General features: G+C 34.6%; 8 protein-coding genes. 7 read left to right on the forward strand and 1 reads right to left on the reverse strand.

The features are described 5' to 3' along the window. Positions 1-7: 7 nt before the first annotated feature. Positions 8-2896 (reverse strand): SusC/RagA family TonB-linked outer membrane protein, encoded by a 2889-nt coding sequence (locus Q0893_RS05410; RefSeq protein ID WP_299273102.1) that lies wholly within the window; start codon positions 2894-2896, stop codon positions 8-10. A gap of 316 nt (positions 2897-3212) precedes the next feature. On the opposite strand from Q0893_RS05410, the gene Q0893_RS05415 reads away from it, so the two are divergent. The 7 genes from Q0893_RS05415 (at position 3213) to Q0893_RS05445 (ending at position 14142) form a co-directional block, all read left to right on the forward strand. Beyond that, positions 3213-4265, forward strand: a complete 1053-nt coding sequence (locus tag Q0893_RS05415) for a LacI family DNA-binding transcriptional regulator (protein ID WP_298900598.1) — start codon at positions 3213-3215, stop codon at positions 4263-4265. A 130-nt stretch (positions 4266-4395) separates the two neighbouring features. After that, the gene (locus tag Q0893_RS05420) at positions 4396-5769 is read left to right on the forward strand and encodes an MFS transporter (RefSeq protein WP_299273106.1); all 1374 of its coding nucleotides are present in this window, start codon (positions 4396-4398) and stop codon (positions 5767-5769) included. Position 5770: 1 nt separating this feature from the next. Then, the gene (gene pgmB / locus Q0893_RS05425; RefSeq protein WP_299273109.1) at positions 5771-6466 is read left to right on the forward strand and encodes a beta-phosphoglucomutase; all 696 of its coding nucleotides are present in this window, start codon (positions 5771-5773) and stop codon (positions 6464-6466) included. A 13-nt stretch (positions 6467-6479) separates the two neighbouring features. After that, positions 6480-8786 (forward strand): glycoside hydrolase family 65 protein, encoded by a 2307-nt coding sequence (locus Q0893_RS05430; protein ID WP_299273112.1) that lies wholly within the window; start codon positions 6480-6482, stop codon positions 8784-8786. 29 nt (positions 8787-8815) lie between these two features. Continuing rightward, entirely contained in the window at positions 8816-10786 is a 1971-nt protein-coding gene (locus Q0893_RS05435; RefSeq protein WP_299273114.1) for a glycoside hydrolase family 13 protein, read from the forward strand. Between the two features lie 2 nt (positions 10787-10788). Then, the gene (locus Q0893_RS05440; protein ID WP_298900593.1) at positions 10789-11751 is read left to right on the forward strand and encodes an alpha/beta hydrolase-fold protein; all 963 of its coding nucleotides are present in this window, start codon (positions 10789-10791) and stop codon (positions 11749-11751) included. Beyond that, positions 11752-14142: a TIM-barrel domain-containing protein gene (locus Q0893_RS05445; RefSeq protein WP_299273117.1), complete on the forward strand. Its 2391-nt coding sequence runs from the start codon at positions 11752-11754 to the stop codon at positions 14140-14142.

The following is a 14142-nucleotide window of genomic DNA, read 5'->3' on the forward strand; positions in this document are numbered from 1 at the left end:
ATCTTTCTTAAAATGTTAAATTAAGTCCTAATACATATTGTTGTGGTCTTGGATAAAAATTATTATCGATACCATTACCAATTTCAGGATCAAGCCCATCATACTCTGTAATTGTCAACACGTTTGTTGCAGTGAATGAAGCTCTTAGTTTTATCTTTTCAAAAGGAATTAAATATCCAATTGATATGTTGTCTAATTTTACGAAATCTGCTCTCTGGATATATAGATCAGAGAATAAGTTTTGGTTTTGGAAGTTGGTGTCCAATACACTTACATGAGCATTAGGGTAGTAATTACCTGGTGCATTTGTAACCGTTGATGTATTACCTCTATCTGAAGCAACATTATTGTACATGTAGTTTCCAAAACTTCCTCTAAATGTAAAGCTGAAATCAAAGTTTTTATAACTCATGTTACTTGTAAAACCAGCATAGGCATCTGGAGTTGCCTTTTTGTATGCTTGTCTATCAGATTCTGTAATTTGATTGTCACCATTCACATCTACATAAGCGCCTTCAATTGGGTTCCCTTGGTTGTCGTATACTTGTCTAAATACGAAGAACGTTGTAGGATCAAAACCAGGTCTCCATAACTGAATGTTGTTACCAACACCACCTGAGATACCTCCTTGAGGAATAAAGAAATCTGGGTCTCCACTAAGGTTAAGATTTGTAATTTCATAATCTTGGAAGGTGATATTGAAACCTAAATCCCAGTTAAAGTTATCAGATTGTGCAACTTTACCGTTTAAACTAAATTCAATACCTCTACTGGTTGTATTACCAACATTAGTAAGTAACAAATCTGAAAGGTTAGAACCTGCGGCTGTAGGGATGGTTGCTAATAAATCTTCAGTTTCTTTGTAATAAGCATCAACAGTACCTGTTAATCTATCGTCAAAGAATCCAAAGTCTAAAGCGACATTATATTGTGTTGTTTCTTCCCATTTCAAGTTTTCGTCAAATTCTTCTGGACGTAATGTCGCTAAGAATTCATCTCCAATTTGAACAGCAGCATCACCGGTTCCAGGAGTATAGAGTCCTAAAAATGCGTAGTTAAGACCAATTTCTTGCTGACCCGTAACTCCCCAACCAGCTCTAAGTTTTAAGTTTGAAAAGAATGAATTTTCCATAAAATCTTCGTTAGAAATTTTCCATCCTACCGAAGCTCCTGGAAAACTACTCCAACGGTTATCTTCGCTAAACCTTGAAGAACCATCTCGTCTATAACTTAATGATAATAAGTATTTATCTGAAACATCAAAACTTGCTCTTGCAAAATATGATTCTAAAGAATTTCTATTGATACTTTCCATGCGCTCTACAAATATTCCAGTGTTTCCAGTATCTCTACCTCCAGATCGTCTGTAAAATTCTTGGTAAGCATGTCCAACGGTTAAATCTAAGTTTGTATCTATAGATTCTACATCTTTTTTGTAGTTGAAATAGAAATCTAATGCTGTATTTCTATCTAAACCATTATAGAGATTCCTAAACGGAAAGGCATTTGGATTTGTTGGACTTGCAGCGCTAAATTGTCGACCATCATTTTCAGAATAATCAAGACCAGCGTTTAAGTTAAATCTTAAACCTTCTAAAAACCAGAGTTTGTAATCTACATTGAAATTAGAAATGAATCTTTTATTCTGTGATCTGTTATCATTATTCTCTAATAAAAATAATGGGTTAGTAGGCGCAAGTGTTTCACCAAAGTATTGAAAGAAACTTCCGTCAGGATTGTAAACAGGTTGCGTAGGATCAAATGCAATTGCAGAACCTATCGCACCACCATCGGCAAAATCATATTCATCAATAACACCTTTAGCCGTTAAGGTTAATTTTAAATCGTTATCTAAGAAACGCTTAACGAATGAGGTGTTAAGTGCATTACGTTCATATAAGCCTCCAGTTAATACACCTTCTTGAGAAGCGTGATTAAAGTTAACTCTGAAATTGAACGTTTCATATCCTTTAGATACTGTTAAATTATGAATGGCTCCAACAGCAGTGGAATAGATTTCATCTTGCCAATTAGTGTTAGAGTTTCCAATGAGGCTAGGGTCAAATCCGTTAGCGGTTTGAGCAATTGCCGTAAATTGATCTGCATTTAGTACATCTACAAAATCGCTAACATCTTGAATGGATGCCTTAAGATCATATTCAAATGTTAGTGGACTATTAGTTCTTCCTTTTTTGGTCGTAATTAAAATCACACCATTTGAAGCTCTAGATCCATAAATAGCCGTTGCTGATGCATCTTTTAAGATAACAAAATCTTCAATATCGTTAGGGTTGATGGCATTTAATTGCCCTCTAACACCTTGAACACCTCTTTGGTCTAAAGGAAGACCATCTACAACAATTAAGGGCGCATTTGTCGCAGAAAGAGAAGCTCCTCCACGAATTCTAATATCTGCACCTTCACCAGGAGCTCCACTATTAGAAGTGACTCTTACACCCGCAGATTTACCTGCAAGTAATTGTTCTGGTGCAACGATTGCTCCTTTGTTAAATTCTTCATCACCTACTTTTTCTACAGCTCCAGTAGCATCTTGCTTCGTTGTAGAACCATAACCAATAAGCACGACTTCATCTAATTGACCTGCGTCTTGAACTAAGGTTGCATTAAGTGGTGATTGTCCTGTATAAGTGATTTCTTTTGTCGTGTATCCCAAGTATGAAAATACTAAGATATCTCCTTGACTGACTGTTATTGAATAATTTCCATCAAAATCAGTCGATGCTCCAGTGGTTGTTCCTTTAACAAGAATGTTAACCCCTGGAAGCGGTAATGCGTTAGCTTCATCAGTTACTGTACCTGTTACCTTGGTTTGGCCAAAGCCAATTATAGGTAGTATAAAAAACAGTACTAATAAGCTATTTAAAAATGTCTTCATAAAATATTTTTAAAGTTAGTTGCTTTAGTTAATTGATTTATATTTTCACTTCTAGGGTTAAATCTATGTAAAATTTGGGTGTTTTTTTTGTTACGCCTTTGTTTTTGGGGTACGCAAACGTTTTCGTGTTGAAAACTTTTCAGATTTTAACAGTAACTAACTTAAAATGGCTAAAAATTATTGAATTTGTAATAAAATAATATCTTTATTGTCAACTTCGGAATTTAAAATAGACAATTTTAATAAGAAACACAAATATTTGTTTAATTTTAAAACTAATTTATTAAACAAAATAGACTAGTTGTAAACAGCTCTAATGAAACGAAAAATAACCCTAAAACAAATAGCAAAAGAATTGGATGTATCTATTTCAACGGTTTCAAAAGCATTAAGAAACAGTATAGAAATAAGCGAAGATACACGACAAAAAGTTCAGGCATTTGCTAAACTCTATAATTATAGACCCAATAATATTGCGTTAAGTTTAAAGAATAGAAAAACAAAAACGATTGGCATTATTATTCCTGAAATTGTCCATTATTTTTTCTCAACCGTAATTACAGGAATTGAGTTGGTTGCCAACAAGAGAGGTTATAACGTTATTGTTGGATTGTCTAATGAATCTTTTGATAAGGAAGTGATTAATATGCAAATGCTCGCCAACGGAAGCATAGATGGTTTTATCTTATCTATTGCCAAAGAAACATTGCAACAACAAGATTATCATCATTTCACTGAAACTATAAATCAAGGAATGCCTATTGTCATGTTTGATCGTGTTGTAAATGAAATTCCCTGCGACAAGGTTATTGTAGATGATATAAAAGGCGCCAAGAAGGCTGTTGAGAAATTGGTGTCTGGCGGTTGTAAAAACATTGCGATTATTACTACTAAAGATTATGTTAGTGTTGGTAAGTTAAGAACGCAAGGATATCTTGAAGCCTTAGAGGATTATAAAATGGAGGCGAAAGCATCTCTAATTTTAAAAATTGAAGATAAATTATTGTCTAATCATCATTTAGATGAATTGGAGTCAGAAATAGAGCAATTATTTAAATCCAACAAATCTATAGATGGCATTTTTGCAGTCAACGAGCTTTATGCCGTTACCGCAATTAAAGTAGCAAGAAAACTTGGTTTGGAAATTCCAAAATCGCTTCAAGTTGTTAGTTTTACTGATGGTGTGCTCTCAAAACATTCAACACCAAGTTTGACAACTGTGAGTCAGCACGGACAAGAAATTGGCGAGAAAGCAGCCGATTTGTTGATTAATAGATTAGAGATCGAAGAGGAAGATGAAGAGGCCGAAGAGATCTACGAAACTGTCGTTATTGAGACGAATCTTATTGAAAGAGAATCGACCAAATGAGAGATTTATCATGGATTAAATAAAAACTTTATTATATTTACACCCTAATCAAAACTTATATTTTCACTTCTACATTTAAGTTTTGATAAGTTTTATCGCTTGTCAATAGTATTAATTTAAACATACTATTATGAAAAAGCGCACGCTAGGTTTCTGGGAAATCTGGAACATGAGTTTCGGTTTCTTAGGGATACAATTCGGCTTTGCATTACAGGGAGGCTTTATGTCTCGAATTTTTCAAACTTTAGGAGCAGAAAAAGATGCGATCCCTTTACTTTGGATTGCAGCACCTCTTACAGGTTTACTCGTTCAGCCAATTATTGGTTATTTAAGTGACCGCACTTGGCATCCTAAACTAGGACGTCGAAGACCTTATTTTCTTATTGGTGCAATACTAAGTTCATTGGCACTATTTTTCGTGCCACATTCGCCAGCATTATGGATGGCAGCCGGATTTTTATGGATACTTGATGCGTCCATAAATATTTCCATGGAACCTTTTAGAGCACTAGTAGCAGATAAACTGCCTAAGTCGCAGCGTTCCTATGGTTTTGTTGTGCAAACATTAATAATTGGAATAGGAACATGGGTGGCCAGTAATTTACCTTGGATGGTTTCTAAATTGGGAGTAAGTAATTCTGCAGATTCTGGAGTAGTACCTATGTCTGTGAAAGTGGCTTTTGCAATTGGTGCGTTTGTGTTTTTAGTGAGTATACTTTATACCATTTTTACAACTTCAGAGTACCCACCTGAAGATATGGAAGAATTCAAACGCGAAAAAGCGAGGAAAAATCAATTCATTCCAGACATCTTAAATAATATTGGAAGCATGCCTTTAACAATGAAAAAACTCGGACTTATCCAGTTTTTTTCGTGGTTTGCATTTTTTACAATGTGGAGTTTGGCCAACCCCGCACTAACAGAACATGTATTTAAGACACCAGCGCCAGTGAAGAGTGAATATAATATGGATATACCAGCGCAAGTTGAGGCATTCAATGTTGTAAATACTGCTTTTCAAGAATCTTCAAATGCTGTAGGATCAGCAATGGGAGTGTATGGCCTGTCATCAATGGCATTTGCTCTTATTTTAACATTCTATACATCTAAACGACGCATTAATAGAAAGTATGTTCATATGGGCTCTTTAATGCTAGGCGGATTGGGATTCCTTTTAATGAATTACACGTCGCCAGAAAATTTGAAATGGTGCTTTGCATTGATTGGCTTTGCTTGGGGAAGTATTTTGTCCATGCCTTATGCTATGTTATCAAGCTCTGTTGACCCTAAAAAAATGGGAGTTATTATGGGTATTTTCAACATGTTTATTGTAATACCTCAAATTATTGCAGCGCTTGGAGGTATTAATTTTGTTTCTGGATTACTAGGAAAAGAGGCTATTAATGCCATGACTGTTGCCGGGATTAGTCTGGTAATAGCAGGATTGTGCAACTTATTGATTACAAATAAAAACGCTATTACGTATCAAGCCGAAGATATATAAAATGAATAAAAAAGGATTCATATTTGACCTCGATGGGGTTATCGTTGATACTGCAAAGTATCACTTCTTAGCTTGGAAACAATTAGCCAATAGTATTGGTATTGATTTTTCCGAAGCACAAAATGAACAACTTAAAGGTGTAAGCCGGGTACGTTCATTAGAAAAAATATTAGAATGGGGAAATACATCTCTTTCAGAAGATGAATTCATGAGACTCATGGGTTTAAAAAATGATAATTATTTGAATTATATCAATGGTATGGATGAGTCTGAAATCTTACCAGATGTGACAAAAATATTAAATACGCTTATTGAAAAGGAGCAAGGCATTGCTTTAGGTTCGGCAAGTAAAAATGCCAGATCGATATTAACCAAGGTAAATCTGCTTGAAAAATTTCAATCTATTGTTGATGGAAATGATGTGTCTAAAGCAAAACCAGATCCCGAGGTATTTTTAATAGGAGCACAATTATTACAAATTAAACCAGAAGATTGTATTGTGTTTGAAGATTCTGTTGCAGGCATTCAAGCGGCAAATGCTGCTCATATGATTGCCATAGGAATTGGAGAAAATGATGTGCTTCATGAGGCAGATTTTGTATTTAAAAATTTTACCGAAATATCGATAACGTTTATTGAGGATATCATTTCAGGTAAGATTAAAAAAGAACCAAAAAATTTATCAATTGACAACTGATTTATAAACTAAAATGAATAATAATTATATACAACCAGATAACTGGTCAATTATAGAAGAAGGTTTTGATGCCGAGCGCGTAAAATCTTCTGAGAGCTTAATGAGTTTAGGGAATGGAGCCATGGGACAACGTGCTAATTTTGAAGAGCACTACTCTGGCGCTACATTTCAAGGGAGTTATGTTGCAGGTGTTTACTATCCTGATAAAACGAGAGTAGGCTGGTGGAAAAATGGGTATCCAGAATACTTTGCAAAAGTATTGAATGCCCCAAACTGGATTGGTATTAATGTAACCATTAATGGTGAGATTTTAGATTTGGCCAATTGCAATAAAATTGATGATTTCCGTAGAGAACTTAATATGAAAGAAGGATGGTTGTCGCGGAGCTTTAGAGCAACACTGCAAAATTTTGTTGAAATAAAAGTTGAAACCAAACGGTTTTTGAGCTTAGATATTGATGAGGTAGGAGCGATTGAGTATCATGTAACTCCTTTAAATAATGACGCTCAAATTGATTTTTCTCCCTATCTAGATAACGGAATTACTAATGAAGACTCTAATTGGGATGATACATTTTGGGATGTATTAAGCGTGAACCATGACAATGAGCAGGCGTTTATTGTATCTAAAACAATGAAAACACATTTTTATGTGTGTACTGCAATGAAAACACAAGTGGCATTGAATGGTAATGTGCTAAAACAAAATAAAACCATTAGCGATACCATTGATAGAATAGAGTTTACCTACCAAAATCAAGTTACGAAAGGAGATACCATAACACTTACAAAATTTGGAGGTTATTCTACCGATAGAAATCATGATAAAAATGAGCTAATTTCAATAGCTAAAAACACGCTTAATAAAGTTTCTGAAATGGGATTTGATGCTCTCCTAGAACAACAAAAATTAGCTTGGGCTAAAATTTGGGATATGGCAGATATTACCATTGAAGGCGATGTAGCAGCACAACAGGGTATTAGATTTAATATCTTTCAATTAAATCAAACTTATCTTGGAAAAGATGCTCGATTAAATATTGGTCCTAAAGGTTTTACCGGAGAAAAATATGGTGGAAGTACCTATTGGGATACCGAGGCCTATTGCATTCCTTTTTACATGGCAACCAAAGATCAAAATGTTGCCAAAAGTTTATTAGAATATCGTTACAATCATTTAGGAAAAGCAGTTGAGAATGCCGAAAAATTAGGCTTTGTTAATGGTGCTGCTTTGTATCCAATGGTAACCATGAATGGCGAAGAATGTCACAATGAGTGGGAAATTACGTTCGAGGAAATTCATAGAAATGGAGCAATTGCCTTTGCAATTTATAATTATCATCGTTTTACAGACGACTATAGTTACATTCCTCAAAAAGGGTTGGAAGTTTTGATAGGTATAGCCAGATTTTGGCACCAGCGCGCAACTTTTTCTGAGGCAAAACAAAGCTATGTTATTCTAGGTGTTACTGGTCCAAATGAATATGAAAATAATGTCAATAATAACTGGTACACAAATTATATCGCAAAATGGTGTATAGATTATGCTATTGAAAACATTGATAAAATTGAAGCCGATTATAATTCTGATTTTACCAGAATTATGAATAAAACTAAGCTGTCTAAAGCCGAAATATCTCAATGGGGAAAAGTAGCAAGTAACATGTACTTTCCGTTTTCCGAAGATAAAAACGTCTATCTGCAGCAAGATGGATTCTTAGATAAAGAATTAATTACGGTCGCCGATTTAGATCGCTCACAACGTCCTATTAATCAGAAATGGTCTTGGGATAGAATTTTACGTTCACCATACATCAAACAAGCTGATATTTTGCAAGGATTCTACTTTTTTGAAGATCATTTTTCGATAGAAGAGTTAGAACGTCATTTTGATTTTTATGAACCTTTTACAGTACATGAAAGTTCATTGTCACCATGTGTGCACAGTATTCAAGCAGCAAAATTAGGTCGTATGGAACAAGCATATGAATTTTATTTACGAACTTCAAGATTGGATTTAGACGACTATAATAAAGAAGTAGAAGAAGGACTTCATATTACATCTATGGCAGGAACGTGGATGAGTATTGTTGAAGGTTTTGGCGGGATGCGTATTGTAGATAACACCTTGTCTTTCGAACCTAAAATACCTGAACAATGGGATGCGTATTCTTTTAAAGTGAACTTTAGAAACCAGATTATAAAAGTCAATGTTTGTAAAGGTCATACCTACTTTGAACTTGAAGGTTATAATGACTTAAATATTCTTGTTAATGGTGAATTGGTAACGATAAGTCCAAATAATATGGTTACTGTGTAAACAAAACGTAACACTTAAACTTTTTAATTATGAAAAAACACATCTATTTATTTTTCTTAGGTATCATTGTTTTAAGTGTGTCTTGTAAAGATTCAACCAAATCAAATAGTGTTGAAAGCGGTACCAAATCAGAGCTTATTAATCAAAATGATATTGATCGGATCGAGCCACCAAACTGGTGGGTAGGTTTTGAGAATGAGCAACTTCAATTATTGGTGAAACATGACAATATTGGAGGATATACACCTAGCATTTCTTATGAAGGTGTGACGATTGAAAAAGTAACTAAAGGAGATATTAGTAACAATTATTTGTTTATTGATTTGCTCATTTCAGAAGATACTAAAGCAGGAACCTTTAATATTAGATTTAACGACGATAAAGGCAATGAGCTTATACACACATATCAACTGAAAACACGTTTAAAACCTGCCGAAGATTTTATTGGTTTTGATAGCAGTGACGCTATTTATCTCATAACACCAGACCGTTTTGCTAATGCGAACCCAAATAATGATACACCAATAGCCAAGGAAGGGCAAGTTGCTTTGTTAGAAAATACCATTGATAGAAGTGATAGTTATGCACGTCATGGAGGTGATATTGAAGGTATAATAACGAACTTAGACTATATTTCAGATTTGGGCTTTACCGCTATTTGGCCACAGCCAATGTTAATCAATGATATGAAAGAAGGCTCATACCATGGTTATGCCATTACAGATTTGTACAAAATAGACCCTAGATTTGGAACCTTAGATGACTATCAAGAGCTATCTAAAAAGCTCAAAGATAAAGGCATGAAATTTATTATGGATCAAATTGCCAATCATTGCGGATTAGAACATTGGTGGATGAAAGACTTACCATTTAAGGATTGGATAAATCTTCAAGAAAATTACGAAAAAAACAAAGATAATTGGGATTGGAGAACAACAACACATTCTAATCATAGACGTACATCTAATCAAGATATCTATGCGGCTCAGCATGACAAAGATGGAAATTCTAAAGGATGGTTTGTGTCGGCAATGCCAGATTTAAATCAGCGTAATCCATTTATGGCAAAGTATATCATTCAAAATAGTATTTGGTGGATAGAAACAGCTCAATTAGATGGTATTCGCCAAGATACATATCCGTATCCCGATAAGGACTTTATGAGTGATTGGGCTGGAGCCATTATGACCGAGTACCCAAATTTTAATATTGTTGGAGAAGAGTGGAGTTATAACCCGTTGCTTATTGGTTACTGGCAAGAAGGTGCGAATAACAGAGATGGCTATGATTCTAATTTAAAATCTACAATGGATTTTGCTATGCAAGCCAAAGTTGTTGAAGCCTTAAATGAGGATGAATCTTGGGATAAAGGTTTGGTGAAAATCTATGAAGGCTTAGCAAACGATTTTCATTATGCCAATCCAAAGAGTATCATGATATTCCCAGGAAACCATGATATGAGTCGTATTTTTACACAACTGAAAGGTGATGTTAACAATACAAAAATGGCTGTTGCAACCTATGCCATGATGCCTAGAATTTTACAAATGTATTACGGTACCGAAATTCTTATGGATGATTTTGAGAAGCCAGGAGATCATGGATTAATACGAACAGATTATCCTGGAGGATGGCAAGGTGATTCTGTGAATGCGTTCACAGGAGAAGGCTTGTCTTCACAGCAAAAAGACATGCAGGCCTTCGTTAAAAACCTACTTCATTATAGAAAAAACAGCAAGGCTATTCACGATGGAAAAACGGTTCATTTTTCACCATTTATGGGCACGTACTTTTTATTTCGAACTTTAGGAGATGAAACGGTTGTCTTGATTATCAACAAAAATGAAGAGCCTATAACTATAGATTTAAAGCGTTATGCTGAAATAGGGCTTCAAGGGAAAACACTAAAAAATATCATATCTGGAGATACTTTTGTTTGGGGAGATAATATCGAATTAAGATCCAAGGGTCCACTTTTATTAACTACTAAATTAAAATAGATATGAAAACATTTGTTTTAGCATTTTTATCGGTAGTAATGTGCAACTTAAGCTGCCAATCTCAAAGTAAGAGCCCATCCAAAACAAAGGACGTCTCGTTTGAACAACTTAAAGACGCTGTACTTTATGAAGGTAGTTTATACAGGGCTGAGGCTTTTCCTTCTCAATATATTAAGGCAAGACCTGTTGATGTTTGGCTACCAAAAGATTACTCACCCAAGAAAAAATATGCAGTACTTTATATGCACGATGGTCAAAATTTATTTGATTCTACAACCACTTGGAATAAGCAAGAATGGAAAGTAGACGATTGGGCATCTAAATTAATGAATAGTAAAAAGACTAGAGATTTTATCGTGGTTGGCGTTCATAATATTCCACAAATAAGATGGATGGATTTATTTCCACAAAAGGCTTTTGAAAGTTTAGATAAAGAAACCATTCAAAAATTGTTTGAAAGAGCAGCTAATGCAAATAAGGATACTAAACTCAGTGGAGATAACTATCTCAAATTTATTGTAGAAGAATTAAAACCTATTATTGATAAAACTTACGCAACTATACCTACACAAGAGCATACGTTTGTAGCGGGTTCCAGTATGGGCGGTCTAATGTCTATGTACGCTATTTCGGAATATCCAGATATTTTTGGAGGTGCTGCTTGTATCTCAACGCATTGGGTTGGAGGTGCACCAGCAGAGTTTAACCCCTTACCTGAAGCTATATTCCAATATATGGAGGCAAATTTACCTTCGTCTAAAAATCACAAGTTATATTTTGATTATGGAAACAAGACTTTAGACCAGTTTTATCCGCAATATGCGCCAAGAGTAGACAAGATTTTAAAGCAAAAAGGATATACCAAAACGAATGCTGTTAACCTATTTTTTGATGGTACAGACCACTCAGAAAATTCATGGAACAAACGATTTGATCAACCATTACTATTTTTATTAGGACACTAAATGAAGACATTTTTATTTACATTAATTTCCATTTTCTGTGTTGCTATAGGGTTTAGCCAAAACCCTAATCGTCTATTTAAAAGTGCCGAAACACAAGGAACAAGTTTAAAAGTTAATGTGAGTGATGGGTACTATATAATCAAACCTTTTTCTTCTGAAATTATAGAAACCACATTTGTTCCTATTGAAGAATCTTTAAACGAAAATTCACATGCTGTAGTATTAAAACCTGAAACCTCCAATGTTCAAATTACTGAACGAGGTGCCGATGTTTTGCTTAAAACTAATGGACTCTATGTCGTTGTTAAAAAATCACCATTTCAGATTGCATACTATTTCAAGGACAAACATATTATTTCTGAAAAGGCAGGTTATATTAAAAATGACAGCCTAGAAACCATACAATTTGAACTAACTAAAGATGAGGTCTTATATGGTGGAGGCGCACGTGCTCTTGGTATGAATCGTCGTGGTAACCGATTGCAATTGTACAATCGCGCTCATTATGGATATGAGACACATTCAGAATTAATGAATTATACATTGCCAATTGTGATATCGTCCAACAAGTATTTAATCCATTTTGATAATGCTCCAATTGGGTTTTTAGACTTAGATAGTAAAAGTGACAATACCCTGACCTATGAAACCATTTCTGGTCGTAAAACCTATCAAGTTGTTGTTGGTGAAACCTGGTATGATATCGTCGATAATTATACAGATTTAACAGGAAAACAACCAATGTTACCTCGTTGGGCTTTAGGTAATTTCTCAAGCAGATTTGGGTATCATTCTCAAAATGAAGTTATTGAAACCATCGATAAATTTAAAGCTGATAATATTCCTGTAGATGCTATTATTCTTGATTTATATTGGTTTGGGAAAGACATTAAAGGCACCATGGGAAACTTGGCATTTGATCGCGATTCATTTCCAAACCCAAAGCAAATGATTGCCGATTTAAAGGCTAGAAATGTGGAAACCATTCTTATTACAGAGCCTTTTGTATTAACAACATCTAATCGTTGGGATGAAGCGGTTAGAAAAGATATTCTGGCTAAAGATTCTTTAGGACAACCATTTACCTATGATTTTTACTTTGGTAATACAGGTCTAATTGATATCTATAGCAATAAAGGAAAGGAATGGTTTGATGCTATTTATAAAGACTTGTCTCAATTAGGTGTTAGTGGTTTTTGGGGAGATTTAGGAGAACCCGAAGTACACCCATCTGCTTTAATTCATGCTAATGGCACAGCCGACGAAGTTCATAATATCTATGGTCATGATTGGGCAAAATTGGTTTATGAATCTAGCTTAAAAGCCAATCCGAGTTTACGACCATTTGTTTTAATGCGCGCTGGGTATTCAGGCTCACAACGCTATGGTATGATCCCTTGGTCTGGTGATGTGAATAGAACTTGGGGAGGTCTACAATCTCAACCCGAAATAGCACTTCAAATGGGAATGCAAGGGCTAGCATATATGCACAGTGATTTAGGTGGATTTGCAGGTGCTAACCTAGATGATGAATTGTATGTGCGATGGCTTCAATACGGCGTATTTCAACCTATCTATCGCCCGCATGCGCAAGAAGATGTCCCAAGTGAACCGGTATTTAGAAGTGATAAAGTAAAAGCCTTAGCGAAACAGGCCATTGAATTACGGTATAAATTATTACCATACAATTACAATTTGATGTATGAGAATAATCAAACAGGAGCACCTTTGATGCGCCCTTTGTTTTTTGATGAACTGGATAATTTAGATTTATTTACGTATTCAGATGCATACTTATGGGGAAAGGACATCCTTGTGGCTCCAATCTTGAAAGCGGGGCAAAAAGAAAAAGAAGTTTATTTTCCGAATGACAATATATGGTTTGATTTTTATACAGATGAGCGAATTGAAGGCGGACAAACAAGAACTGTAGCAACTAAGGAGAATTCTATTCCAACTTATGTGAGAGCAGGAGCTTTTGTTCCGATGACAGAAGCCATGAATAGTACAAAAAATTTAGACTCTAATAAAATTCAGTTGCATTATTTTCATGATGATTCGGTCACACAAAGTAAACGTAAAATGTATTCTGATGATGGTAAATCAACAGATAACATTCAAACAAAAGAGTATGAAATTTTAGAATTTCAGTCTAAAAGAAAAGGGAATAAATTAAGATTTGAACTAAGACATAAAATAAATATCAATTATAAATCTTCAAAACTAATTGTTCTGACAATTCATAATATTATAAAGAAACCCAAAAAAATTAAAATTAATGGGGAAACTGTATTGGTTGGTTGGAATGATGAAACCAAAATGATCACACAACCATTTATTTGGAATACTTCTGAAGAAGAAATAAAAATTGAAATAAAACTAAATAACTAA

This window comes from uncultured Psychroserpens sp. (assembly GCF_947494225.1).
Lineage (GTDB): Bacteria > Bacteroidota > Bacteroidia > Flavobacteriales > Flavobacteriaceae > Psychroserpens.

Coding starts and splice junctions, on each gene's coding strand:
- Q0893_RS05420 (WP_299273106.1), top strand. CDS start 4,396: ATGAAAAAGCGCACGCTAGGTTTCTGGGAAATCTGGAACATGAGTTTC.
- Q0893_RS05410 (WP_299273102.1), bottom strand. CDS start 2,896: ATGAAGACATTTTTAAATAGCTTATTAGTACTGTTTTTTATACTACCT.
- Q0893_RS05415 (WP_298900598.1), top strand. CDS start 3,213: ATGAAACGAAAAATAACCCTAAAACAAATAGCAAAAGAATTGGATGTA.
- Q0893_RS05440 (WP_298900593.1), top strand. CDS start 10,789: ATGAAAACATTTGTTTTAGCATTTTTATCGGTAGTAATGTGCAACTTA.
- Q0893_RS05445 (WP_299273117.1), top strand. CDS start 11,752: ATGAAGACATTTTTATTTACATTAATTTCCATTTTCTGTGTTGCTATA.
- Q0893_RS05430 (WP_299273112.1), top strand. CDS start 6,480: ATGAATAATAATTATATACAACCAGATAACTGGTCAATTATAGAAGAA.
- Q0893_RS05435 (WP_299273114.1), top strand. CDS start 8,816: ATGAAAAAACACATCTATTTATTTTTCTTAGGTATCATTGTTTTAAGT.
- pgmB (WP_299273109.1), top strand. CDS start 5,771: ATGAATAAAAAAGGATTCATATTTGACCTCGATGGGGTTATCGTTGAT.